This is a genomic window from Pseudarthrobacter sp. NIBRBAC000502770 (genome assembly GCF_006517815.1).
GTDB classification, from domain to species: Bacteria; Actinomycetota; Actinomycetes; order Actinomycetales; family Micrococcaceae; genus Arthrobacter; species Arthrobacter niigatensis.
This window is the reverse complement of sequence record NZ_CP041198.1, coordinates 4,054,655-4,077,507: the sequence shown is the minus strand read 5'-3', so window position 1 is coordinate 4,077,507 and position 22,853 is coordinate 4,054,655. Positions and strand designations below refer to the sequence as shown.

Below are 22,853 nucleotides of genomic sequence, written 5' to 3'. Positions count from 1 at the left end.
CTTAACGGATGGGGTTGTGGACGGTGACCAACTTGGTGCCGTCCGGGAAGGTGGCCTCGATCTGGACGTCATGGATCATCTCCGGCACGCCTTCCATCACGTCGTCGCGGGTGAGCAGCGTGGTGCCGTAGCTCATGAGCTCGGCCACGGTCCTGCCGTCCCGCGCACCCTCGATCAATTCGTAGCTGATGATGGCCACGGCCTCGGGATAGTTCAGTTTGAGGCCGCGGGACTGCCTCCGGCGGGCGAGATCGGCAGCCACCACGATCAGGAGTTTTTCCTGCTCACGCGGCAACAAATGCATGGGGTTCCCTTCGACGGCCTGGGACAGCGTGGATTCAGCGTAGGCCCCGCACGTTTCCGCCACGTTTCAGGTCCATCATCCGGACGAAGCCTAGGGCGCGGATTCCCGGATCTTCAGTTCGAACCCGGCTTCCACATGCACCCCCTGAACCGATGGCTCGCGGCCGGCGATCCTGTCCAGCAACAGCCCGATGGACCGCTCCGCGATCTCGTCCATGCCCGGCGCGATTGTCGTGAGGGAGGGGGACGCAAACCGCGCCTCGTCGAGGTCGTCATAGCCTGCCACCGCCACGTCCTGCGGGACTTTGACCCCCCGGACCTGCAATTCGTGCATTGCCCCCAGCGCCAGGACGTCGTTCAGTCCGAACACTGCGTCGAACTCCACACCCTTGTCCAGCAGCCCGGCGACGGCGGCGGCACCGGTGTCGCGGCGCCATTGCGCGGGTGCCACCAGCGCGGGGTCGTAAGGGATGCCCGCCGCTGCCAGGGCCGTCCGGTACCCGTCCAGGCGCAGCCCACCGGTTCCGGCGGACTCGCCGGGGTCAGCTCCGATGACGGCAATACGACGGCGGCCACCGGCCAGCAGGTGCCTGGTCAGGGCGTCCGCGGCTTCCCTGTTCTTCATGGTCACCAGGTCGAAGCGGGGATCCACAATGTGCTCACCCAGCATCACCAGCGGCTTCCTGCCCGCCCGCGCAGCTATGGCCTCCGCATCCACCACCAACGGCGTGAACAGGAGGCCGTCCGTAAGCTGGCGGAAGGTCCCGTGGAGGGCGCCGAGTTCGGCGGCGGCCTCTGCGTCGGACTGCTCCACCAGCACCCGGTAGCCGTGCCGCGCCGCGGCTTTCATCAGCCTGGATGCCAGCTCGGCGTAGTAGGGGGCGGAGAGGTCGGACAGCACCAGGCCCAGCATGGACGTCTTGCCGGACCGGAGGCTGCGGGCGGTGAGGTTTGCCTCGTAGCCCAGCTCCGCAATGGCATCCTGCACCCGCTGCTTGGTGGCGGGACGGATGAATTCGTAGTCGTTCAATACGTTCGAAACGGTCTTGAGGGACACACCGGCAGCCCTCGCGACGTCGTTCATGGTTACTGCCATTAACGCTCTTTTCCAGCCTTCGCCGCCGCCTTCGCAGCCTGCTTGCTGGCGCGGACCTTGGCCAGGGATTCCGGGTCCACAATGTCGGCCACCGAGAGGTAGGCGCCGTCGTCGCCGTAGTGGCCCGCCGCCTCGCGCCATCCGGACGCCTTGAGGCCGCGCTGCTTGCCCAGCAGGGCCAGGAAGATCTTCGCCTTCTGCTCCCCGAAACCGGGCAGGGCCTTGAGCCGGCGCAGCACCTCGGCACCGTCCGGCGAGCCTTTGGTCCAGATGGCGGCGGTCTCACCGTCCCATTCGTCCTGGACCGCCGCGGCAAGCGCCTGGACGCGTGCAGCCATGGAGCCGGGGAAGCGGTGCACGGCGGGGCGTTCCTTGAACATTTCCACGAAAGCCGCCGGATCATGCGTTGCGATGGCTTCGGGTTTGAGCGACCCCAACCGTGTCCGGATCTTTTCCGGCCCGGCGAACGCGGATTCCATCGTTACCTGCTGGTCCAGCAGCATGCCGGTCAGGAGGGCGAAATCGTCCTCACTCAGCAATTTGTCCGCAGCAGGATCCCCTGTGATGTGCAGTTCCATGCCGTCCATCCTCCCACCTGCGGGGCGTCGTCGTCATAAGGGCTTCCGGCATCGCGTCCAGGCATGTCAGGACCCCACAGCCAGGCGGATCATGGACCAGGAGACTGCCGGCAGCTCGGCGGTGAGCCGCCCGCCGTCGGCCTTTACCGTGGCGTTTCCGGAAGGCAGGACGGAAGTGGAGTCATCGGCGCTGGCCTGCCAGTAGGGGTCCTTGTTGGCGTAGGTCACCGCTTCCAGCACGCGCACGGTACCCAGGGCACCCACTGCGGCGTCGAGGGTGAGCGCCTGGCGCGCCGAACGGTTCACGGCGAACAGCACGGCCTCGCCCTTTTCCCGGTCAAACGTGGCGACGGCGGACAGGGCGGTGAAATCCGCCGTCACCCCGCCGCTGGCCAGCGGGGATTCCACGGCGAGCTGGAGCACCGTGCCGGATGCGTGCCGCGAGGTCAGGGCGAACGGGTGGAAGGTGGTCTGCTTCCAGGCCCGGCCGCCGGGTTCGGTCATGATGGGTGCGATCACGTTCACCAGCTGCGCCAGGCTGGCCGAGTGGACGCGGTCGGTGTTCCGGAGCAGCGTGAGCAGCAGGTCGCCCACCACCACGGCATCCGCCACCGTGTAGCTGTCCTCAAGCAGGGCGGGTGCCACCGGCCAGTCCTTGCCGGTGGGGACCCTGGACGCCTCGCGGCTCATGTGCCAGACGTTCCATTCGTCGAAGGAGATATTCACCTGCCGGCTGGACTTCCTGGCTGATCTCACATGGTCGATGTGACTCACCAGGTCGTGGATGAAGGCTTCCATCTTGTGCGCGGCGGCCAGGTGTTCCTGCAGGTCGCCGGTGTCCTCGAAGTACTGGTGCGCGGAAATGAGGTCCACCAGGTCATAGGTTTCGGTGAGGACCACACGCTCCCACTCGCCAAAGGTGGGCATGGCGGGGCTGGAGCTGCCGCAGGCAACGAGCTCCAGGCCGGGGTCGATCATGCGCATTCCGCGGGCGGTGTCCGCGGCCAGCCTGCCGTATTCGAGGGCGTTCTTGTGGCCGATCTGCCACGGGCCGTCCATCTCGTTGCCCAGGCACCACATGGTGACGCCGTAGCCGTTGGCGGCCCCGTTGGCGCGGCGTTGTCCGGAGCGGGTTGTCCCGCCGTCGATGTTGCAGTACTCTAGGAGGTCCAGTGCCTCCTGGATGCCGCGGGTGCCCAGGTTCACGGCCATCATCAGTTCCACGCCCGCCTTGGCGGACCATTTGGCGAACTCGTCCACGCCCACGGTGTTGGGTTCAGTCGAATGCCAGGCCAGGTCCAGGCGGACGGGACGCTGGTCCACCGGACCCACGCCGTCCTCCCAGCGGTAGCCGGAGACGAAGTTGCCGCCCGGGTAGCGGACGGTGGTGACGCCCAGCTCGCGGGTCAGTTCCAGGACGTCCTTGCGGAAGCCGTCCTGGTCGGCCGCCGGGTGCCCGGGCTCAAAGATCCCGGTGTACACGCACCGGCCAAGGTGCTCAACGAACGCGCCAAACGTACGACGACGGACGGGACCCACGGTGAACGACGGATCAATGGTGATTTTTGCTGCGGCGGGCTGTGGCTGGGTCACGAAGGTATCCTCGGCAATCAATTTACAACGTTATAGAAACATTATTTGCCGTGCCGCTGCCAGCGTCAACGATGCCGCCGGCCATCCTACGCAACGGCTCCTGCGCGTCAGGAGAGGGCCAAGGAGCACCTCACCTGCGGCAACGTCCAGATCGGCGGCGAACAGCCAGTCTCCAAGTACTACCTAATCGGAAAAACAGGTACCAGCTACGCATTCACCGGAGGCAGGAGGGCAATTAGGTTTTTCACAGAGACAAGGCCTCCAGGCTCTCGGTACTTGTCTCACTAGGGGGGTTCGAGACTGGTATGCATCACTCACAACATGTAGGCCCAAGCTTCCCGGTCCACCGGACCCGGGTAATAGGCGGGGCCGGCGACGAGGAGTCCTTCGAGACCAAGGGCTCTCCCCCAGCCGTCGCCGGCCCTCCGGCCCGTCTGGCCCGCCGCGGCGGGCATTCCCCCCTGCCCTCCGCTGCCAGCCAAGTACGGGCGGCTCCACGGAACAACGCCCTTCTTCTTGACCTGGTGAACGGCGCCCAGACCCTGGCAGATTCCCTGGACCTGCTGGTGGCAGCATCGGCTGTCCACGTGGTCCGGACCGCCGGAATCGATGTGGGCTGCGGACTGGTGCTGCTGCAGCCCAAGCGCGGGGCTGTAATCACCGGCACCACCGACGAGATAGTCCGGTTGCTCGACTGGGAGCGGGAAAGGGCCGAGGGGCCGGTGACCGATGTGATGTCCGGCGGCCACCCCGTGGCGGTCCTCCAACGCAACGGCGATTTCCGGTGGCGGCAGTACTCAAGCCACCTGCAGGCGGCCGGCTTCGGCAGCACCCTTGCCGTCAGGCTTCGCCTGGACGCTGATCTTCCCTCCGACGACGGGGTCCCCGGCACCAGCAACCTCGGCCAGTCGAGCGCTGCCCTCGCCTTCTTCGCCCAGGACGCAAAAGCCTTCCCACTCCAGGCCATTGCCGAAGCACGAAGCTTCGCGCAGCTGGCCACGAGAAGCCTCCAGATGGCCATCAACCTGCACACTGCACGCTCGCTGGCCAGCGACCTCCGCTCGGCACTGGACAGCCGCACCTCCATCAACGTGGCGTGCGGAGTGATCATGGCCCAGAACAGGTGCTCCTACCAGGAGGCCTTCTCCATCCTTGCCAAGGCTTCGAGCCACCGGAACATCAAGGTCCGCAAGGTGGCCGAAGACATCCTTGAGCGCCTGCCCGAAGGTGCGCCGCACCCGCACTTCGGCCGCTGACCCGCAAACGCACTGCGACGGGGCACTCCCGGGGCGCCCCGGCGCAGCTCAGGATGTGAGGGTGCCCCTGGCGATGCTGACGCTGGAGTGGGCCGGATTGCCGTCCATGGGTTCGTCGGACACGTCCACCACCGGGTACTGGGAGAGGTCAAGGCCTGCCGGCACCTGGAACGTTCCCGATGTGGTGTTCATGACCCCCAGGCTCACCAGCTTGGAGAGATCCGGCGCAATGAGCCAAACCTCCTGGTAACCCTTGGCCTCATCCTTGTCCAGGCTCACATACAGGCTGCGCGAACCGTCTGCGGCCGCCACCACCTTGGCCGACCCCGCCGCCGAGTGCTGCGCGAGGGGGCTCAGCCGGGCTGCGGCCAGCTCCTGCGGCTGGGGTGGCCGGTCGAAGGCCCAGACGGTGCCGAAAACCACCAGGACAGCAGCTGCCGCCGTGGCCAGCCAGGTGCCTGGATGCTGCCACCATGCCGTCCCGCCGCGGGCACCCCTGGTGGGCGCGCCCTTCGTTCCGGCACCCAGCCGGACAACGTTCGACGACGGCCCAGCCGCGGGTGCCGGCGTGGCAGCGGGAGTTGCCGCACCATCCGTGCCGGCGCCTGCCTCCTGGGGAGCCGCAGCCGCGAGCGGGTCCTCCCGGACGGGCTCCCCGAGGCCCAGTTCGCGGTGGATTCCGGCCCAGACCTGGGGCCCGGGAACGGACAGCCGGCTGGTGTCAGGCGTTGTCTTTACCGCTTCCACGGTGCGGCGCAGGGCAGCGTAATCGGCGGCGCACCGGGAGCAGACCAGGAGGTGCTGCCGGCCATCCGGGTCATCCCAGTCGTCGTACAGCGCCAGGAGGCTCAACTGTTCCGGATCAAGATGCGGCATGGTCTACCTCCAATCTGCTTCTTAGGTGCGTCAGGCTGCGGCGGATGTGGCTCTTGACGGTACCAAGCGGCAGGTCCAGTTTCCGCGAGATCTGTTCGTGCGTCAGGTCCTCGTAGAAGGCAAGCTTCATGATGGAGCCCTGGGGCTCACCCAGCCGCTCCAGTTCGCCGTCCAGGAGCAGCCGGTCGGCGAGCGTTTCCGCCGCTTCCATCCCCGCCCCCGCCTCCGTTGCCATCCCGGCGCCCGCAGCGGCATAGGCCTTGAGCGCTTCGCGGGCGGACGACTGCTGGGCGTCCGTGATGGCATTGCGGGTGATTCCAACGATCCAGGCCGGGAGCCGGGCCACCTGCGGATTGAAGGTGTTCCGCGAGCGCCATACCCGGATGAAGACCTCCTGGGTGACGTCGTCTGCGGCCGCCCGGTCCGCCAGGGACCGCAGGGCCAGCGTGTGCACCAGTGGCGCGAACTCGCGGTAGGCCGCCGCCAGCGCCTGCTCATCGCCGGACAGGAAGGATGCAGTCAGCCCGTCATCCCATCCAGGGGAGTCACTGCCGGGGAGCGTCACGGGCGGCTCCCTCCCGGCTTCGGCGACGAGATACATTGCGGTCCACTGGCCGGGCACGAACCGGTTCAAGGCGGAGCCGGCTCAGGCAGGGACTGCGGTAACAATCACATTGTCGCTGTAGTCCATCCGCTCGTCCAGCCATGTGCCGCCGCAGGTAACCAACTTGAGTTCGTGTGGACCCGTCCGCCTGAAAAGGGACCCGCCGTCGAGCCTGTCCTTCGCCATCAGTTCCACGCCAACCACCCGGTAGGTGACAGCGGGAGCGCCTTCCCTTCCCACCCGGATGATGGTTCCGGCCGGGACCGACTTCAGCGCGGAGAACGGCGCGCGGTCCGATCTTGTGTCGATGTGGCCGGCGATAACGGCAGCGCCTTCGGCTGCCCCGGGCGCCGGGCCGAACCTGTACCACGCGGCGCGGTCGAACACGTCCGGAATCTCCATCGCTCCCCCGGCGGATACTCCCCCGGGCACCACCGGCATGTCGATGGCGGTGCCCGCCACACTAAGCGTGGTGGGCGCCGGCACGGCGGCACTGGCCGGCAGGGTGGCCGGCCTGACCTGAATGGCACCTGGCGGCGCAACCGCAGGGCCGCTTCCGCCCGTGGGGGCCTGCGGCAGGGCGGAGGCCGACGGAGCCGCCGGGCTGGGGGCAGCCGCTGGAGGCGACACCTGCGGGGAACCGTCCGGCCCAGGGGAACCGCAGCCGGAAAGAGCCAGCACCCCGACTGCCACCGCCGCTGCCACGCTCCTGAAGGAATGCCGACGGCGGTACCCACCCGCCGGCGTCGTACGTGCGTTCATTGCTTCCGCCCTTCCCGGGAACATGTCACTGGACAGGAAATGGCCCGGCGCAAAGGCCCGTCCGCGGGTGAGCGGCCGGGCCCCTGCGCCTGACGGTCAATCAGCGGCGCCGCTTACAGCTCCGCACGCCGGGTACGGACTGCGCGGCTTACGCCCACAGCGCCGGCCAGCAACGCCAGGGCTGCAAGGCTGAACCCGGCAGTGGCAACTGCGGAGCCTGCCCTGCCGGGGTCGGGTGAGCCGCCAAGGGCACCGGGCACGGATGCCGGAGCCGTGTGCAGGCCTTCGATGGTCTGCACGGCGAGCTTCAGGTTCTGGTCCGCCAGGCTGCCCCAGGCGTAGACGATGGTGTGCGTCCCTTCGGCCACGGTGACGTCCCCCGGGCCGATCACCGGGGCGGTGGTGCCGGCGGCGGCGACCGCGGCAGGAACCGTTCCCGGATCAAGGGTAAGGGTCTGTTCGTTCGGGTTGGCCAGGTTGGTGACCACGGCGGTACCTCCTGCCAGGACGTCGACGGCGGGTGCCGCCGCGGCGTGCCGGACCGTCAGCTTGCCCTTGCCCGCCGGGATTTGGGAGACGTCATTGGTGAACAGGCTCGCCGTGGGCTTGCCGTCCGCGCCCAGGTGGGCCGCGGCAGTGTAGTTTCCATTGGCGGCCAGGTTGACGCTGACGGGACCGATTGCCGGGGCGGAGGCGTCCGCGGCGTCGGCTGCCGTGATGGCAATTTCGTAGGTGCCGGCCGGGAGGGCAAGCGGCCCGGCAAGGGTTCCCGGGGCGAAATCATCAAGCGTGCGGTCGCCGTTGACCCATACATCCACGGTCAGTCCGGGGACCCCGTGCAGCACCGAGAGCTGGGCGTCTCCCTCTGCTGCATTGGCGGGACCGGCCAGGGCGATTGCGGCTGCAATGGCTGCCGCACCGGCACCTGCGGTGAAGATCGTTTTGCGCATGTCCATCTCCTTGAAAGGCCCGGCTGCCGGGCGTTTTGTTCTGACACCCCTACTACCGCCGCGGGCACGAATTTGGATGCAGATTCATGGAGATTTTTTGGATTTTTCCTGCCGCAATTGTTGCGTCCGCCCAAGGGTTTGCGGCGCCCCTGGCTTTTGGCCCCCTGGCTTCCGTCGCCGCTAGGACGACGCCGGGGAGGCGGTGCTGGCGCGGAGGACCAGTTGCGGCGGCACCACGGTGGAGCTCACCGCGGCCCCGGACTCGATCTCCTCCAGCATGATGTCCATGCAGCGGCGTCCCAGTTCCTCGAAGTCCTGGCGGACGGTAGTCAGCGGCGGCGTGAAGTACCCGGCTTCCGGCTGGTCGTCGAAACCCACCACGGAGACGTCGTCGGGCACCTTGACGCCTGCCTCCGTGAACGCACGCAGGAGGCCCAGCGCCATCTGGTCGTTTCCCACGAAGATGGCTGTCGCCGTGAGTCCGGACGCAAGCCGGCGGCCGATCGCGTAGCCGCTCCCCGCGCTCCAGTCCCCCTCCACCAGGAGGGATTCGTCCAGGCCTGCCTCCCGGAGGACGGCCCGCCACCCCTCCGCCCGTTCTGCCCCGTCCGTCCAGTCGGGCGGCCCGGCGATGTGCCCGATCTGCCGGTGGCCTTCCCCGACGAGATGCTCGACGGCGAGCCTTGCGCCAGCACGCTGGTCCACCATGGCCCCGCTCACCTTCGCGCTGCCAGCAGAGCCCACGGCCACCACGGGCACCGGAAGGTTCATCTGCTCCAGCACGGCGAGGGTGTCCGCGTGCGGCACCAGCACCGCGATCCCGTCCACGGCCTGGTCCATAAAGTGGCCTACGGCGTCGGAAATGGCTTCCCGGCTGACCTCCCGCAGTGCAGCGATGCTGACAAAGTAGCCGGCGTTGCGGGCGGCATGCTCAACGCCCAGCAGGGTGTTGGCCGGACCGTACTGGGAAAGCTCACTGGCCAGCACGCCGATGGTCTGCGAGCGCCGCGTAACCAGGCTCCGGGCTGCCGTGTTGCGCCGGTATCCCAGTTCCGCGATGGCCGCCTCCACCTTTTCCCGGGTTGCCTTGCTGACATTGGGGTGGTGGTTCACCACGCGGGAGACGGTCTGGTGGGAGACGCCGGCCACCTTGGCCACGTCTTCCAGGCGCGGCATCCGGCCCTTGCTGGTATTTGCCATGAGCCTATTGTGCCTGTGACCCCGGTGCCCCGCGTGCGCAAATGGGCTGGCGATTCCGGATGGATCCTTGCGCCGCAGCTGCCCGGTGGGCCGCGAAAATCGCCAGGGCCTGCCGCTGCGCACAGGAGGTGCGGGCTTTCCAGTACGACCCCGCCAGCTGAACCATGCACCCGCCGGAACACATCAGGGGGTTCGGGCGGGCTGCCGCCGGGATGGAAGCTGGGGTCCGGAAGAGGTTAAAAGGAAAGGTCCGCCTGCGCTAGTGAACTGCTCCCCGAAAGTTGGACTGAGAAATCAGTTCTGACTTTCGGGGAGCAGTTTTATGCATGGAAGAAGTTCGTTGTCCGAGGAGCAGCGCGAGGCCGCGGTAGCGTTGTTTGAAACGGGTTGGGGTGCTTGGGCGGTAGCGACCCGACTCGGAGTAGGTAAAGGTGCCATCAAACGCTTGTATGGTCGATGGCGGACGCGCGGAGGTACGACGCTGGTGGCGAAGCCAACACGACCGGTGTTCTCGTTTGAGTTCAAACTTGATGCTGTGCAGCGATACCGTGCGGGTGAGCCCAAAGTCGCCCTGGCGAAAGAGCTTGGGCTGTCCTCTCCACTGTTGCTCGAGAAGTGGGCGCGTCAGTACCGGACCGAAGGCGAGGACGGGCTGCGCCCCAAGCCGAAAGGCCGTCCGAAGACGAATCCTGGGACAGCAAGGAAACCTGAGTCTGAGGTAGAGCAACTGCGCCGTGAGAACGAACGCCTGCGCGCAGAGGTGGCCTTCCTGGGAAAAGTAAACGCCTTGAGGGACGGGGAACAGCGCTAAAGGTCCGTGCTGTCATCGCTCTCAAGGCCGAACATCGATTGGAAGTTCTCCTGGACGTAGCCGGGCTACCCCGGTCCACGTTCTTCTACCACCAGTCCCGCCTCCAAGCCCCCGATCCGCGGGCTTCCCTAAAGGCAGCTGTCACGGAGATTTTCAAGAGGAACCACGGCCGGTACGGACACCGCCGGATCCATGTTGAACTGCTCAAGCAAGGGTGGACGGTCGCGAAGAAGACCGTACTGAAGCTGATGCGTTCCCTGCGGCTGGTCTGCAAGGTCCGAAGCAGGAAGCGGTACAACTCCTACCAGGGCGAGCAGGGCATCGTGGCCCCGAACCTGCTGAAACGCCAGTTCGAAGCGGACGCCCCAAACCAGAAGTGGGTCACCGATGTGACCGAGTTCAGTGTCGGTGACCGGAAACTCTACCTCTCACCGATCATGGACCTTTTCGACCGGCAGATCATCTCCTACGCGATTGGCACCTCGCCCAATCTAGAGCTGGCCAACGCCTCGCTGCGCGGCGCCTTGGCCACGCTGGAGAACGGGCAGAAACCACTCGTGCACTCCGACCAGGGATTCCAATATCAGCACAACTCCTGGCGCACGCTCTTGGCGAACGCCGGCGCGGTCCAATCGATGTCCCGCAAAGCCAACTGCTACGACAACGCTGTCATGGAGAACTTCTTCGGACACCTCAAGGAAGAGCTCTTCCACCGCGTCGGGTTCCTCAACACCGACGCACTCGCATCAGCGCTGCACGAGTACATCCGCTGGTACAACACCGAAAGAATCTCCACCAGGCTCAATGGTTTGAGCCCGGTACAGTACCGGGCTCAGACGCTTGCGGCATAGGTCTCTCCTAGCCAACCTTCAATGAGTCAAGATGTAGCGGCGTTCCGGTCGGCCTGACGAGTTACGAACCTTAACTTCGGTCGTTCGGGTCCATCCAGCACTTTCGTAGGAAGCGATCGCTCTGCTGTTGTCCGCGATAACCCAAAGTTCCATCGGAGTCTTTTCCTTTGCTGAGTGATGGCGGAGGTGGTCGAGGACCTCGCGGGCGAGGCCAGTGCCCCAGGCCGTCGGATCAACCGCCAAGTAGAGCACTTCCAGAACATCGACGCGGGGAATGACTAGCGCAAAGGCCCTTGCTTCTCCCTCGACGCGAGCGATCAAAAGCAGCGCCCCATCGCAGGCAAGAGCTGATTCAATACCGGGCAGCTTGTCCTCGAGCATCGGGACCGCAGGGAGTCGGTCGCGACGGGCAGTAGCACGAGCCCAGATCCCTGCAGCATCTCTCGCGGCTGCGTTTCCTCGCTCCTCGCGTACAACTGGCAGTGGTGATGAAGTCATACGACGATCGTGTCACGAACCTTCTGCGGCTTCTCCTCACCGTTCGGGCTCCTCGAGCTACGTCACCAAACGCCTGATCAATAGCCCCTGCGCACGTATGGCCATTCCTCGCGCAGAACGGAATAGATGGCCGTGTCTCGCCAGCTGCCGTCTCAATCGCGTATCCATTGACACTGGAACGGGCAGAATCCTCGGGAAGAAATTCACCAAGTAGCTCTGTCAGTCGACGGCTCTGCACCAGCAACGACAGAAGTCCCCCGTCCCAATGGGAAGAGGACTTCTGTGAAGGGCCGATCTCTGGCCGCTAAAGTGGAACCCGCACATTAACGAGTCCAACTTTCGGGGACCAGTTCACTAGCGGCGGACCTTCGTAGTCCTGATGGGTGGGCCCTGTGGGGCTCGAACCCACGACCCACGGATTAAAAGTCCGATGCTCTACCAACTGAGCTAAAGGCCCCTGCCGGCCGGTCAAACACGCTGTGCCTGCCCGTACGGCCCAATCCATTTCTGGACGTTAATACTCTAACCCATGGTTCCAGCCACTTGGCACACGCCGCGGGCGCCGCCGTCGAACCTTTCCACCCCACGGTTCCAGGCCTTCCCGCCGCCAGCGGACAAGCCCTGAAGACGCTCGATTTCCGCGGCGGCACAGGAGTAGCGTGGGGGCATGAGCGAGCAAGCAGGACACACTCCGTACGGCGGCAGCAACCGGCACCATAAGCCCAAGCCCTTCGCGCCGATGGACTTCGAGCCCTTCGCAGGCGGGGCCGATCCCGCCCGCGTGTCGGAGGCCGCCCACCTTGCCGCGCAGGCACTGGTCCGCCATGGCCGCGACAGCGACGATCCCGTGATCACCGAACGGCTGGTCAAGCTCGCGGACGAACAGGGGCTGGATGCGATCGCCGAGATGTGGGCCGAGAGCCCCGCCCGCTCACTTCCCGGCGCGCTGTGGCGGCTTTACGCGCTGCGCGCCGCCACCGTCCAGGACCCTGAGCGCATCAGTGTCTATTTCCGGGCGGGACGGGACACCGCCCAGGTATCCAACGTGGTGGCCGGCGCGGCTGAGCCGCCGGGCGCCGACGAAATGCGCACCATGGCGGATGCCATCCTTTCCGGCGCATTCGACGGCGACTTCGACGTCGCGCTGGAACGCTCCGCCGCGTTCTGCCGCGTCGTGGCGCTCGGGCAGGCCACCCTCGCCGACGGCGCCGAACACGCCAACGAGGCCCATGCCAGCAAGCTGACCCGCAACTCCCACCAGCTGGTGAAGACCGCCGAGGACCTGGAACATGCCGCCAACGCGTGGCGCCTGGGCGAACTGGACTGAGCCCCGGCTGGAGCCGCCGGACCGGATTTCCGGGACGAACCAAGCCCCCGCTGTCAAGATTGACTTGGGCCGGGTGAAGTAGAAGACTGAAACCGGTGCCGAGCCGCGAAACCCCCGGGCTTCAACAATTAGCCGCCTAGAGCGGCCTACCGCCGAGAGGCGTATCCGGTTCGGCACCATTTTTCTGCCCTCTTCCAGGTGGCCGATTCCGGGGTGCAGTTACGGGCCGGTAGAGTAATCCCCAGTTGCCCGCCGCCGTCAAGTCACACGGCAGCAACCCCCGCCTTGATAAGTCCCTGGAGACCAGTAAACACGTGAAGCTGCGCCTTTTTCCACAGGAGCCCGCAGGGCTGAACCTGCTCTCACAGATGGCACAACAGATCGTGCTGGCCACCGCCACCCTGGCCGAGATCCTTGGCGTACCCGCGGACGAGCACGCCAAGCTCGTCGAGGACATGCACAACATCGAGGCCAAGTCCGCCGAACTGCATTTCGCGCTGCTGACCCACATGCGCACCAGCTTCGTAAACCCCCTTCCCCGCGAGGACATGTACGCCCTGTCCCGGTACCTCAACGAGGCCATGGAGAAGATGGACGCGGCAGCGGAACTGGTGGCCCTGTACCGGCTTGACCGTCTCCCCAAACGCGCCGCCGACCAGCTGGAGATCATCAGCCGGCAGGCCGAACTGACCGTTGACGCCATGCGCAGGCTCAATGACCTGGACGACCTCGAGGACTACTGGATCGAGATCCTGCGCCTCGCCAAACGGGCGGAGCGCACACACCGCGTGTGGGTGGCGGACATGATCGCGGACATGAAGTGGGCGCAGTATTCCCGCAACCGCGACATCGCCAACCAGCTGGTGGAGGTCACCAAGGACATGCGGCGGGTGGCCACCCAGGTAGGCAGCATCATCGTCAAGGAATCCTGACGTGGCGGCAGTCATCTTCGGCGCGGTGGTCCTGCTGGCCGCGGCGTTTGCCTTCCTGAACGGCTTCCGCGACGCATCCACCTCGGTGGCCCTGGCGGTGCGGAACCGGGCCCTCACCCCCAGCGTGGGCATCCTCCTGGCGGCGTTCTTCAACTTTGTCGGCGCCCTCCTCAGCGCCCTGCTCGCCGTCGCCGTCAGCCGGACCTGGATCAGCCTCCCCGCCGGCACCGACGGACTGTCCATCCTGGTGGCCGGCCTGGCCAGCGCGTGCGCATGGGGCATCCTGATGTGGTGGCGCGGCATTCCCGCGTCCTCCACCCATGCCCTGGTGGGCGGCCTTGCCGGTGCAGGGCTTGCGAGCCTGGCCATCGGAGGCCCGGGCGTTGCCGGCGTGGACCAGTCGCTGCTGTTCCAGGTGGTCCTGCCGCTGGTCCTCTCCCCGCTGGTGGCCTACAGCGGCTCCTTCCTCCTGGTGTACCCGGCCACATGGGTGGCCCGCTACACCCAGGCCAACGTGGTGAACCAGCGGTTCCGCCGGGGGCAGGCCGTAGCGGCGGGGGCAGTGGCGTTCGGCCACGGCCTGCAGGACGGACAGCGCGTCAGCGCCGTCCTGCTGCTGGCACTGCTGGCGGCCGGCTATGCCGACGGCGGAATCCCCACCTGGGTGGCGGGGCTTTCCGCGGTGATGATGACCGCCGGGACCCTTTTCGGAGGGTGGCGGATCTCGCACACCATCGGCTACAAGATCACCAGGATCGATCCCCTGCGTGGCTCCGTGGCCCAGACATTCAGCGCGGTGATGCTCTTTGTGGGCGCGATCGGGCTGCACTGGCCCCTCTCCACCACCCACACCGTCACAGCCGGCGCCCTGGGTGCAGGGGAGAACCAGCATTTTTCGGTCACCAACCGGAAGCTGGTCATCCGGATCCTGTGGCTCTGGGGGCTGACCCCGCTGGCTACCTGCGCCCTCGGCTTCGTGCTTGCGCTGGCACTCTCCCCCATCTCCACGTAGGCGGGCAGCTCCCCCTATACAGGGAATCCGGTGTGACGTACATTCAAAGTGCGCCCCCGGGTCAACGGTGCCGGGGACCGGCGTCCACGCCGTGTGCAGGGCTGCGGACGACGCGCCGCTGCAGCCAACCGGCGGTTCGGATGCACAACGCGGAAAAGAGCAGGCGTCATGTCTCCCTCGTATTCCCGGCGCCCCCTTCCACAGCCCCGGCAGCCCCGGTGCGAGGCCTGCGGAACCGAGCACCAGCTCACCATCCACGCGATCACGGCCATCGGCGCGGCAGGCAGTGACCTGGTCACGGTCTCTTACACCTGCAACGACTGCGACCTGTTCCAGGAACACACCGCCTACGCCACAGACGTTGCGGCCGCGCTGAACCAGGTGCACTGGAAGACCGATGTCATCCTCTTCGGGGACGACTACATCCACTGCGGCTTCCCCATGGAAGAGGCGGAGTTCGAGGTTGAGCGGCTCTGCTACCGCAGCGGCAGGTCGGGCAGCACGCTCAGCGACGTGGCCCTCCCCACCCGGGTCCTGCGCTGCCACTGCGGGTTCCAGCTGGAAGTTCCCGAATAGCCACTCCGCAGGGCGCCCCTGTACCGCGCTGGATGTACCGCGCGGCGCAGTGACGGGCCGGCTTAGCGTGCAGGGGCAGCCCCTGCACAGCGAGCCCAGCCCCCAATGGGGACGGCCAGCCACAGGGTTTGCTAGAGCTCCAGGGTTACGGGCGCCGCGGCCACCAGCACGGTGGTGAGTTCGTCCTGCGTGAGGTTGGCCGCCGCGCACAGTTCATGGTCCGCGACTCCGGCTGCCGAGGCTTTGCGGACTGCCTGCCGCAGGGACTCCTGGGCGGTATCCAGCTCCCACTGCATGCTTTCGAGGCGGGAGCTGGTGCGCCACACCTCGGCCAGCACGTCCTCTTCCTCAGCGGGGGCCACAGCCAGCGAGAGATGCGGTTCAAGCTCGGGCGCCAGCGGCCCGGCCGCAAGGGGCCCCGCCAGCCCCGCCGCGGCGGCAAACGCCTGGGCCGGTTCCACGGCATCCTGCACGGCGTCCCTCTCAGGTACGGAAACAGTAAGTTGGGGGCCCATGGGGTCACTGGCCGTCTGCGTCATGGCAAAACTCCTTTAGCGGGCTTACTACTAGTTCCGGAAGTATCTAGATAAGCGTACTAAACCCGTCAGTAGATCGCCAACGGCGCCAATGGCTCACCCGAAGCGGCCGGAAACGTAGTCCTCGGTGGCCTTCTGCACGGGGTTGCTGAAGATGGTGTGGGTATCGCCGTACTCGATCAGCTTGCCCGGCTTGCCGGTGCCCGCGATGTTGAAGAACGCCGTCTTGTCGGACACACGCGCGGCCTGCTGCATGTTGTGGGTCACGATCACCACGGTGTACTGGTCCTTGAGCTCGTTGATGAGGTCCTCGATGGCCAAGGTGGAGATCGGGTCCAAGGCGGAGCAGGGCTCATCCATGAGGATCACCTGCGGCTCCACGGCAATGGCACGGGCAATGCAGAGGCGCTGCTGCTGGCCGCCGGAGAGGCCGGAGCCGGGCTTCTCCAGCCGGTCCTTGACCTCGTTCCACAGGTTGGCGCCCTTAAGCGAGCGTTCCACCAGGACGTCGGCCTCGCCCTTGGAGATCTTCTTGTTGTTCAGCTTCACGCCTGCCAGCACGTTGTCCCGGATGGACATGGTGGGGAACGGGTTGGGCCGCTGGAAGACCATGCCGATCTGCGAGCGCACGGTGACAGGGTCCACGCCGGGTCCGTAGAGGTTGTCGCCGTCCAGCAGGACCTCGCCCTCGACGCGGGCGCCGGGGATGACCTCGTGCATACGGTTCAGGGTGCGGAGGAAGGTGGACTTTCCGCAGCCGGAGGGGCCGATGAACGCGGTGACGGACTTGGCCTCGATGTTGATGCTGACGTCCTCAACGGCGAGGAAATCGCCGTAGTACACGTTCAGGTCCTTGACGTCGATGCGCTTAGACATGGTGTTCCTTCACTTACTGGGTATGGATTGAAGTCTAGGATCCGCCACGGGTGGGCGGAAGATGCGGCTGGTCTGGCTACCGGCCCGTTTTGGGGGCGAAGATCCGGGCGATCAGACGCGCCACCAGATTCAGGACCATCACCAGGATGATCAGCACCAGCGCCGCACCCCAGGCCCGCTGTGAGGACGGGTCCGGGTTGGAGGGCGAGGTGGGGTTGAGGATCTGGGTGTAGATGAACGTGGGAAGCGAGGCCATCCAGCCGCCGAACACGTTGGAGTTGATGCTGGTGGCAAAGCCTGCGGTGACCAGGATGGGCGCCGTCTCACCGATAACCCGGGCGATCGCCAGGGTGACGCCGGACGCGATGCCCGAGATCGCCGTCGGGATAACCACCTTGAGGATGGTCCGCCACTTGCGGACGCCCAGGGCATAGGCGGCTTCGCGGAGCTCGTTGGGGACGATCTTGAGCATTTCCTCGCTGGAGCGGACCACCACGGGGATCATCAGGACGGAAAGGGCGACGGCGGCGACCGCACCAGTTTTGGTGCCCGGGCCCACCACTGCGAAGAAGAACGCGGCTGCGAACAGGCCGGCCACGATGGACGGGATGCCGGTCATGACGTCCACGAAGAACGTGATGGCCTTGGCCAGGCGGCCGTCGTGGCCGTACTCCACCAGGTAGATGGCCGTGAGCAGGCCCACGGGAACGGAGATGACGGTGGCCAGCAGCGTGATCTGCACCGTGCCCAGGAGGGCGTGGTAGATGCCGCCCATCACCGGGGCGCCGCTTTCGACGGCCTTGTTGTCGAAGGCGCCGGTGACCCCGTTCATGGAGGTGGTGAGGAATCCGGGGTCGATAAGTCCGGGGATGCCGTTGACCAGTACGGTCCAGATCACCGAGACGAGGGGCAGCAATGCCACCAGGAACGAGCCGACCACCAGGCAGGTGGCCAGCTTGTCCTTGGCCTTGCGGGAGCCTTCCACGGCGGCGCTCCAGGAAACCAGGCCAACGGCGAACAAAATCGCCGAAACCAGGCCCCAGCCGAACGGGTTGAAGCCGATCAGGGCGAGGATGGCGGCCCCGACGATCAGGGCTCCGACGAGCACTGCATAGGGTGCATACTTGGGCAGCTGGCCCTTGGTGAGGGCAGACCGCTTGCTGCGGACCGGGGTAAGCGTGGAGGTCATTTAGTTGGCTCCCGAGAATTCTTTGTGCCGGGTGATGACCCAGCGCGCGATCATGTTCACGCCAAGGGTGATGACGAACAGCACCAGGCCCGCGGCGATCAGGGTGCTGACCTTGAGGCCGCTGGCTTCGGGGAAGTTCAGGGCGATCTCGGCTGCGATGGTCTGGTTTCCGGACTGGATCAGGCTGGCGGTCAGGGCACCGGAGGAGAGCACCAGGGCAACGGCCATGGTCTCGCCGAGTGCGCGGCCCAGGCCCAGCATGATGGCGCTGATGATGCCCGGACGGGCGAAGGGCAGCACGGCCATCCTGATCATCTCCCAGCGGGTTGCACCGAGCGCGAGGGCAGCTTCCTCATGCAGCTTGGGGGTCTGCAGGAAGATCTCGCGGGACAGCGAGGTGATGATGGGCAGGACCATGACGGCGAGGACGATGCCCGCGGTGAGGATGGTCTTGCCGGTGCTGGACGCAGGGCCTTGGAAGATGGGGAGCCAGCCCATGTTTGCCGCGAGCCAGCCGTACGCCGGGGAGATCTCCTTGGCAAGGAAGGCAGCGCCCCAGGCGCCGTAGACCACGGAGGGGATGGCGGCGAGCAGGTCCACCACGTAGCCGAGTCCGGAGGCGAGGCGGCGGGGTGCGAAGTGGGAGATGAACAGCGCCACGCCGATGGCGATGGGGGTGGCGATCACCAGCGCGATGGCTGCGGCGATCAGGGTGCCGATCACGATGGGCCAGATGTAGGCGAAGAAACCCTGCCCGCCCTGGATCTTGTCTGCGGGAGCGGTCAGCGCGGGAATTGCCTGGACTACCAGGAAGAGAGCGACGCCGAAGAGGACGGCGAGGATCAGGCACCCGGCGGCGAGCGTGGCACCGGAGAAGACTTTGTCCCCGGCGCGCCCGGCGCCCTGGGTACTGGTCAGGGAGGTGGCGGTCATTCGACGGCCCTTCGATTCGTTGCTGGATTAAGGAAGCGGGGTGCAAAGCCAAGTTCCCCGCACTGCCATCCGGCAGGCGGGGAACCCGGTTTTACAGCGTTGGCTAGGACTTGACCTTGATCGAGTCGATGGCCTTGGCGGCCTTTGCTGCGAGGTCGGAGGACAGCGGGGCGGACTTTGCCGAGTCTGCTGCAGCCTTCTGGCCTTCGGAGGAAACTACGTAGTGCTCGAAGGCCTTGATCAGGTCAACGGTCTCCTGCTTGTCGTAGGTGGTGCACAGGACGTGGAAGGACACCAGGACGATCGGGTAGGCTCCGGCGATGGTGGTCTTGCGGTCCAGCTTGATGGAGAGGTCGTTGGCGGCGCGGCCGGCGACGGGCTGGCCGGCGTCCACTGCCTTGGCAGCAGCGTCGGCGGAGATCTTGGTGAAGGAATCGCCCACCTTGATCTGGGCAACGCCCAGCTTGCCGCTGACGGCGGAATCGTCAGCGTAGGTCACGGCACCGGGGGTGTCGGTGACGGTCTTGACCACACCGGAGGTGCCCTTGGCGTTTTCGCCCTTGAGGCTGGCGGGCCAGATACCGGCGGCCGGGTCGGTCCAGACGTCGGACGCGGCGGCGGACAGGTAGTCAGTGAAGTTCTGCGTGGTGCCGGAGTCGTCGGAGCGGTTTACCGGCGTGACCTTCAGGTCCGGCAGCGTAACGCCGGCGTTCAGGGCAGCGATGGCGGGGTCGTTCCACTTGGCGATCTGGCCGCGGAAGATCTTGGCCACGGTGGTGGCGTCCAGCTTCAGGTCGGTGACGCCGGGAACGTTGAAGGCCACGGCGATCGGGGAGATGTAGACGGGAACGTTGATGGCGCCGTCGGGTCCGCAGACGGACTTGGACGAGGCGTATTCATCATCCTTCAGGTAGGCGTCCGAGCCTGCGAACTGGGCCGAACCGTCCAGGATTGCCTTGCGGCCCGCACCGGAGCCGTCCGGGGAGTACTGCACGGTGGCGCCGGAGTTGGCGGAGGCGAAGTTGGTCTTCCAGGCGTCCATGGCTGCGCCCTGGGCGGAGGAACCAATGCCGGTCAGCGTGCCGGTGACCTTGGGGCCGCCGGCGGACTGGGAGCCTGCAGGCGCGGTGTTCGTGGCGTTGTCTGAACCGCAGGCGGTAAGCGCGAGTGCGCCGGCTGCGATAACAGCGATAGCCGCGTGGCGGCCGAAGCGGAGTGCCTTCACTAGATGTACCCCTTCCAGGGTTATTCAGGTGCGGGACAGGGACGGAGAACCCTGCTGCGCGATGCGTACGTTTTGTACCTTCAAGTAAGTTATGGGCCGCAGGTAACGGGATGGGCTGTCCAAAGTGAACGGAGGATTAACGACGGCGGGATTTTGGCTGACAAATGCCGGGTCACCATTGCGCAGATCACACGCGTGGCCGTAGTGCACCTGAGCAGGGCAGGGGATCGGCACTGAATAGTATTGGACCCATGGCCATCCCAGCAGGACTCTCAACAACTAAGCGGTTCCTGCGCAGCCGGGTCCGGACCGGGCTGATCCGCAGCCGCAACTCGTTTGTCCCTGCCATCCAGATGACGGTCTGCGCCGTGGGCGCCTACGCCTTCGCGGAGTACATCCTTGGCCACACCGGGCCGCTCTTCGCCGCCACCTCGTCCCTGATCGCCCTGGGGTTTTCCCGTGAGCCCCGGCTGCGGCGGGTGATGGAAGTCGGCCTGGGCTGCACCATCGGCATCGCCGTCGGTGACCTGCTCCTGCACTGGCTGGGGGGCGACATCTGGGTGGCCGCCGTCGTGCTCCTCTTCTCCATCCTGCTGGCCCGGTTCCTGGACAGCGGAAACATCTTCACCACCCAACTGGCGCTGCAGTCGCTGCTGGTGGTCTTGCTCCCGGCACCGTCCGGTGGCCCGTTCACCCGCAGTATCGATGCTGTGGTGGGCGGCATGTTCGCCCTGCTGGTGACCATCCTGGTGCCCAAGGATCCCCGCCAGGAGCCGCGCCGGGATGTGCGGAAGCTGCTGCATGAACTGGCGGAGGTACTGCGGGAATGCGCCGGCGCGCTGGTGAACAGTGACTCCACGCAGGCCTGGCACGCCCTGATCCGCGGCAGGAACTGTCAGCCCCTCGTGGATGCCATGCGCCAGTCCCTTCGCGCGTCCGGCGAGGTTGCCACCCTGGCTCCCGCCTACCGCCGGCACCGCGATGAACTGGACCGGCTGAAGCAGTCCCTGGATTTCATCGACCTTGCCCTGAGGAACAGCCGCGTGTTCGCCCGCCGGCTGACCAGCGCCATCAACCACACAGCGCTCTCGGATGAGGCGACGGACAGCATCGCCGGGGTGCTGCAGGAGACGGCCGCCGCCATCGACGAGCTGTCGCTGGGGCTCGCGGAGACGCATGAAGGAGTGCGCCGCGCCCACCTGCGCACTGCCCGTCGGGACCTGAGCGAGATCGCCCTTCGCCTGCATCCCAAACTGCTGGAGGTCCAGCGGCTGGAAGGCGAAACCGTCGTCATGCTGTTCCGGCCGCTGATGGTGGACCTCCTGGAAGCCACCGGCATGGACGCCGCCGAGGCCAGGGACGTCCTGCCCGCGCTTTAGTGTCGGTGGCCGCCACTAGGGTTGGACGCATGGCAACAAAGACATCCCGGGCGTCCAAGGCGCCCGCGTACAAATGCGCCGAGTGCGGCTGGACCACGGCCAAGTGGGTGGGCCGCTGCGGCGAGTGCCAGGCCTGGGGCACGGTTGAGGAAACGGGCACCGCCGTGGCGCGGACGACGGCGGCCACGACAGTCGTGGAGCCTGCGCGCCGGATTGCCGATGTGGACGCCACCACGGCGGCTTTCCTTCCCACCGGCGTGGACGAACTGGACCGAGTTCTGGGCGGCGGATTGGTTCCCGGCGCTGTCATCCTGCTCGCTGGCGAACCCGGCGTCGGAAAATCCACGCTGCTGCTGGACGTGGCCGCCAAGTTCGCCCGGACTGCCCAGGATGTCCTCTACGTCACCGGTGAAGAGTCGGCTGCCCAGGTGAAGCTGCGCGCCGAGCGGATCGACGCCGTCGCAGAATCCCTGTACCTGTCGGCGGAAACGGACCTGGGGCAGGCCCTGGGGCAGGTGGAAAAGATCGAACCGCGGCTGCTGATCGTGGACTCCGTGCAGACCCTCAGCAGCGCCGATGTCGACGGCAGCGCCGGCGGCGTATCCCAGGTCCGCGAGGTGGCGGCATCGATCATTGCGGCCGCCAAACGGCGGAACATGACCACCCTGCTGGTCGGTCACGTCACCAAGGACGGATCCATCGCCGGTCCCCGCCTGCTGGAACACCTGGTGGACGTGGTGTGCCAGTTCGAGGGCGAGCGGCACTCCCGGCTGCGGCTCCTGCGCGCGGTGAAGAACAGGTATGGGCCCACCGACGACGTCGGGTGCTTCGACCTCAATGAGAACGGCATCGAGGGCCTGGCCGATCCGTCCGGACTGTTCGTCAGCCGCACCAAGGAACCTGTCTCCGGGACCTGCATCACGGTCACCATGGAGGGGCGCCGTCCCCTGCTGGCGGAGGTGCAGTCGCTGCTCGCCGAAAGCCCCAACTCGCAGCCGCGCCGCGCCACCAGCGGCCTGGACAGCTCGCGGGTGTCCATGCTGCTGGCCGTGCTGCAGCAGCGTGCGGGCACCCTGCTGCACAAGGATGACTCCTACGTTGCCACCGTGGGCGGGGTGAAGCTCAGTGAACCTGCCACGGACCTTGCCGTCGCCCTTGCCGTGGCCTCAGCCAAGGCCCGCAAGCCCTTGCCCATCCGCCTGGTTGCCTTTGGCGAGGTAGGCCTGGCCGGCGAGGTCCGGCCCGTTCCCGGGATCAACCAGCGCATCCAGGAGGCCCACCGGCTGGGGTTCACGCACGCCGTGGTTCCTGCCAGCCACACGGGGCCGGGGCCTGTGCCGGCCGGCTTCTCGGTGCGGGAAGTGGAGCACCTAACGGAGGCGCTCAGCTTGTTAATCGGCTAGCAGCCCAAGCCTGGCGGTCGTAGGGCCTGGCGGCCGCCCGGTTTCCCGGCAGGTACTCTAGGTGCAGAACCTTCAGGCAGACGGAGG

Annotated in this window: 24 protein-coding genes and 1 tRNA gene; 9 read left to right on the top strand and 16 right to left on the bottom strand. The window is 66.4% G+C overall.

What is annotated here, in order from left to right; all coding sequences use genetic code 11:
• Position 1: 1 nt before the first annotated feature.
• The 4 genes from NIBR502770_RS19425 to NIBR502770_RS19410 all read right to left on the bottom strand — a co-directional run bounded on the left by NIBR502770_RS19425 (position 2) and on the right by NIBR502770_RS19410 (position 3,570).
• Positions 2 to 304 (bottom strand): urease subunit gamma, encoded by a 303-nt coding sequence (locus NIBR502770_RS19425; protein ID WP_141158532.1) that lies wholly within the window; start codon positions 302 to 304, stop codon positions 2 to 4.
• Between the two features lie 90 nt (positions 305 to 394).
• Positions 395 to 1,399 (bottom strand): LacI family DNA-binding transcriptional regulator, encoded by a 1,005-nt coding sequence (locus NIBR502770_RS19420; RefSeq protein WP_141183037.1) that lies wholly within the window; start codon positions 1,397 to 1,399, stop codon positions 395 to 397.
• Entirely contained in the window at positions 1,399 to 1,986 is a 588-nt protein-coding gene (locus NIBR502770_RS19415) for an HhH-GPD-type base excision DNA repair protein (protein ID WP_141158534.1), read from the bottom strand. The genes NIBR502770_RS19420 and NIBR502770_RS19415 overlap by 1 nt, the downstream gene beginning before the upstream one ends.
• Before the next feature lie 57 nt (positions 1,987 to 2,043).
• Positions 2,044 to 3,570 carry an alpha-N-arabinofuranosidase gene (locus NIBR502770_RS19410; protein ID WP_141183036.1) on the bottom strand — a complete coding sequence of 509 codons (1,527 nt, stop codon included), beginning with the start codon at positions 3,568 to 3,570 and terminating at the stop codon, positions 2,044 to 2,046.
• Positions 3,571 to 3,875: 305 nt separating this feature from the next.
• Here NIBR502770_RS19410 and NIBR502770_RS19405 point away from each other — a divergent pair, with 305 nt between their 5' ends.
• A complete protein-coding gene (locus NIBR502770_RS19405; protein ID WP_141183035.1) occupies positions 3,876 to 4,826 on the top strand; it encodes an ANTAR domain-containing response regulator in 951 nt (316 codons plus the stop codon).
• A 48-nt stretch (positions 4,827 to 4,874) separates the two neighbouring features.
• On the opposite strand, the gene NIBR502770_RS19400 is transcribed toward NIBR502770_RS19405, so the two are convergent.
• The 5 genes from NIBR502770_RS19400 to NIBR502770_RS19380 all read right to left on the bottom strand — a co-directional run bounded on the left by NIBR502770_RS19400 (position 4,875) and on the right by NIBR502770_RS19380 (position 9,218).
• Positions 4,875 to 5,702, bottom strand: coding sequence for an anti-sigma factor (locus tag NIBR502770_RS19400; protein WP_141183034.1), 828 nt, complete (start codon positions 5,700 to 5,702; stop codon positions 4,875 to 4,877).
• Positions 5,689 to 6,303, bottom strand: coding sequence for an RNA polymerase sigma factor (locus tag NIBR502770_RS19395; protein ID WP_210418890.1), 615 nt, complete (start codon positions 6,301 to 6,303; stop codon positions 5,689 to 5,691). Before NIBR502770_RS19395 ends, NIBR502770_RS19400 begins: the two co-directional genes overlap by 14 nt.
• A gap of 45 nt (positions 6,304 to 6,348) precedes the next feature.
• Positions 6,349 to 7,068, bottom strand: coding sequence for a class F sortase (locus NIBR502770_RS19390; protein ID WP_141183032.1), 720 nt, complete (start codon positions 7,066 to 7,068; stop codon positions 6,349 to 6,351).
• Between the two features lie 113 nt (positions 7,069 to 7,181).
• Positions 7,182 to 8,018: a DUF4397 domain-containing protein gene (locus NIBR502770_RS19385; RefSeq protein ID WP_141183031.1), complete on the bottom strand. Its 837-nt coding sequence runs from the start codon at positions 8,016 to 8,018 to the stop codon at positions 7,182 to 7,184.
• Positions 8,019 to 8,198: 180 nt separating this feature from the next.
• Entirely contained in the window at positions 8,199 to 9,218 is a 1,020-nt protein-coding gene (locus tag NIBR502770_RS19380; RefSeq protein ID WP_141183030.1) for a LacI family DNA-binding transcriptional regulator, read from the bottom strand.
• Positions 9,219 to 9,558: 340 nt separating this feature from the next.
• Between NIBR502770_RS19380 and NIBR502770_RS21375 the strand changes: the two genes are divergently transcribed.
• Complete coding sequence (locus NIBR502770_RS21375) at positions 9,559 to 10,029, top strand: helix-turn-helix domain-containing protein (RefSeq protein WP_210418889.1); 471 nt, start codon at positions 9,559 to 9,561, stop codon at positions 10,027 to 10,029.
• Between the two features lie 38 nt (positions 10,030 to 10,067).
• Entirely contained in the window at positions 10,068 to 10,880 is an 813-nt protein-coding gene (locus NIBR502770_RS21370) for an IS3 family transposase (RefSeq protein ID WP_246857330.1), read from the top strand.
• A gap of 18 nt (positions 10,881 to 10,898) precedes the next feature.
• Here the strand turns inward: NIBR502770_RS21370 and NIBR502770_RS19365 are convergent, their stop codons facing one another.
• Together NIBR502770_RS19365 and NIBR502770_RS19360 are read right to left on the bottom strand one after the other, a co-directional pair.
• Positions 10,899 to 11,261: an N-acetyltransferase gene (locus tag NIBR502770_RS19365; protein WP_168223147.1), complete on the bottom strand. Its 363-nt coding sequence runs from the start codon at positions 11,259 to 11,261 to the stop codon at positions 10,899 to 10,901.
• A gap of 501 nt (positions 11,262 to 11,762) precedes the next feature.
• Positions 11,763 to 11,835, bottom strand: a tRNA-Lys gene (locus tag NIBR502770_RS19360).
• A gap of 210 nt (positions 11,836 to 12,045) precedes the next feature.
• Between NIBR502770_RS19360 and NIBR502770_RS19355 the strand changes: the two genes are divergently transcribed.
• The 4 genes from NIBR502770_RS19355 (at position 12,046) to NIBR502770_RS19340 (ending at position 15,225) form a co-directional block, all read left to right on the top strand.
• Complete coding sequence (locus NIBR502770_RS19355) at positions 12,046 to 12,705, top strand: hypothetical protein (RefSeq protein ID WP_141183029.1); 660 nt, start codon at positions 12,046 to 12,048, stop codon at positions 12,703 to 12,705.
• Between the two features lie 314 nt (positions 12,706 to 13,019).
• Complete coding sequence (locus NIBR502770_RS19350) at positions 13,020 to 13,637, top strand: DUF47 domain-containing protein (protein WP_141161397.1); 618 nt, start codon at positions 13,020 to 13,022, stop codon at positions 13,635 to 13,637.
• Between the two features lies 1 nt (position 13,638).
• Positions 13,639 to 14,649 carry an inorganic phosphate transporter gene (locus NIBR502770_RS19345; protein ID WP_141183028.1) on the top strand — a complete coding sequence of 337 codons (1,011 nt, stop codon included), beginning with the start codon at positions 13,639 to 13,641 and terminating at the stop codon, positions 14,647 to 14,649.
• A gap of 168 nt (positions 14,650 to 14,817) precedes the next feature.
• Positions 14,818 to 15,225, top strand: coding sequence for a hypothetical protein (locus NIBR502770_RS19340; protein WP_141183027.1), 408 nt, complete (start codon positions 14,818 to 14,820; stop codon positions 15,223 to 15,225).
• Positions 15,226 to 15,356: 131 nt separating this feature from the next.
• Here the strand turns inward: NIBR502770_RS19340 and NIBR502770_RS19335 are convergent, their stop codons facing one another.
• The 5 genes from NIBR502770_RS19335 to pstS form a co-directional block, all read right to left on the bottom strand.
• Positions 15,357 to 15,764 carry a hypothetical protein gene (locus NIBR502770_RS19335; protein ID WP_141183026.1) on the bottom strand — a complete coding sequence of 136 codons (408 nt, stop codon included), beginning with the start codon at positions 15,762 to 15,764 and terminating at the stop codon, positions 15,357 to 15,359.
• 93 nt (positions 15,765 to 15,857) lie between these two features.
• Positions 15,858 to 16,637 carry a phosphate ABC transporter ATP-binding protein PstB gene (gene pstB, locus NIBR502770_RS19330; RefSeq protein WP_018763202.1) on the bottom strand — a complete coding sequence of 260 codons (780 nt, stop codon included), beginning with the start codon at positions 16,635 to 16,637 and terminating at the stop codon, positions 15,858 to 15,860.
• 76 nt (positions 16,638 to 16,713) lie between these two features.
• Positions 16,714 to 17,826, bottom strand: coding sequence for a phosphate ABC transporter permease PstA (pstA, locus tag NIBR502770_RS19325; protein ID WP_141158546.1), 1,113 nt, complete (start codon positions 17,824 to 17,826; stop codon positions 16,714 to 16,716).
• The gene (gene pstC, locus NIBR502770_RS19320) at positions 17,827 to 18,759 is read right to left on the bottom strand and encodes a phosphate ABC transporter permease subunit PstC (RefSeq protein WP_141158547.1); all 933 of its coding nucleotides are present in this window, start codon (positions 18,757 to 18,759) and stop codon (positions 17,827 to 17,829) included.
• 103 nt (positions 18,760 to 18,862) lie between these two features.
• Positions 18,863 to 19,984 (bottom strand): phosphate ABC transporter substrate-binding protein PstS, encoded by a 1,122-nt coding sequence (gene pstS, locus NIBR502770_RS19315; RefSeq protein WP_141183025.1) that lies wholly within the window; start codon positions 19,982 to 19,984, stop codon positions 18,863 to 18,865.
• Between the two features lie 251 nt (positions 19,985 to 20,235).
• Here pstS and NIBR502770_RS19310 point away from each other — a divergent pair, with 251 nt between their 5' ends.
• Positions 20,236 to 21,363, top strand: a complete 1,128-nt coding sequence (locus NIBR502770_RS19310; RefSeq protein WP_141158549.1) for an aromatic acid exporter family protein — start codon at positions 20,236 to 20,238, stop codon at positions 21,361 to 21,363.
• 29 nt (positions 21,364 to 21,392) lie between these two features.
• Positions 21,393 to 22,766, top strand: coding sequence for a DNA repair protein RadA (gene radA, locus NIBR502770_RS19305; RefSeq protein WP_141183024.1), 1,374 nt, complete (start codon positions 21,393 to 21,395; stop codon positions 22,764 to 22,766).
• The last annotated feature ends 87 nt before the right edge of the window (positions 22,767 to 22,853 follow it).

Coding starts and splice junctions, on each gene's coding strand:
- NIBR502770_RS19365 (WP_168223147.1), bottom strand. CDS start 11,261: ATGCTCGAGGACAAGCTGCCCGGTATTGAATCAGCTCTTGCCTGCGAT.
- NIBR502770_RS19380 (WP_141183030.1), bottom strand. CDS start 9,218: ATGGCAAATACCAGCAAGGGCCGGATGCCGCGCCTGGAAGACGTGGCC.
- NIBR502770_RS19395 (WP_210418890.1), bottom strand. CDS start 6,303: ATGTATCTCGTCGCCGAAGCCGGGAGGGAGCCGCCCGTGACGCTCCCC.
- NIBR502770_RS19390 (WP_141183032.1), bottom strand. CDS start 7,068: ATGAACGCACGTACGACGCCGGCGGGTGGGTACCGCCGTCGGCATTCC.
- radA (WP_141183024.1), top strand. CDS start 21,393: ATGGCAACAAAGACATCCCGGGCGTCCAAGGCGCCCGCGTACAAATGC.
- NIBR502770_RS19425 (WP_141158532.1), bottom strand. CDS start 304: ATGCATTTGTTGCCGCGTGAGCAGGAAAAACTCCTGATCGTGGTGGCT.
- NIBR502770_RS19415 (WP_141158534.1), bottom strand. CDS start 1,986: ATGGACGGCATGGAACTGCACATCACAGGGGATCCTGCTGCGGACAAA.
- NIBR502770_RS19420 (WP_141183037.1), bottom strand. CDS start 1,399: ATGGCAGTAACCATGAACGACGTCGCGAGGGCTGCCGGTGTGTCCCTC.
- NIBR502770_RS19340 (WP_141183027.1), top strand. CDS start 14,818: ATGTCTCCCTCGTATTCCCGGCGCCCCCTTCCACAGCCCCGGCAGCCC.
- NIBR502770_RS19405 (WP_141183035.1), top strand. CDS start 3,876: ATGCATCACTCACAACATGTAGGCCCAAGCTTCCCGGTCCACCGGACC.
- NIBR502770_RS19310 (WP_141158549.1), top strand. CDS start 20,236: ATGGCCATCCCAGCAGGACTCTCAACAACTAAGCGGTTCCTGCGCAGC.
- NIBR502770_RS19400 (WP_141183034.1), bottom strand. CDS start 5,702: ATGCCGCATCTTGATCCGGAACAGTTGAGCCTCCTGGCGCTGTACGAC.
- pstC (WP_141158547.1), bottom strand. CDS start 18,759: ATGACCGCCACCTCCCTGACCAGTACCCAGGGCGCCGGGCGCGCCGGG.
- NIBR502770_RS19385 (WP_141183031.1), bottom strand. CDS start 8,018: ATGCGCAAAACGATCTTCACCGCAGGTGCCGGTGCGGCAGCCATTGCA.
- NIBR502770_RS19335 (WP_141183026.1), bottom strand. CDS start 15,764: ATGACGCAGACGGCCAGTGACCCCATGGGCCCCCAACTTACTGTTTCC.
- pstB (WP_018763202.1), bottom strand. CDS start 16,637: ATGTCTAAGCGCATCGACGTCAAGGACCTGAACGTGTACTACGGCGAT.
- NIBR502770_RS19355 (WP_141183029.1), top strand. CDS start 12,046: ATGAGCGAGCAAGCAGGACACACTCCGTACGGCGGCAGCAACCGGCAC.
- pstA (WP_141158546.1), bottom strand. CDS start 17,826: ATGACCTCCACGCTTACCCCGGTCCGCAGCAAGCGGTCTGCCCTCACC.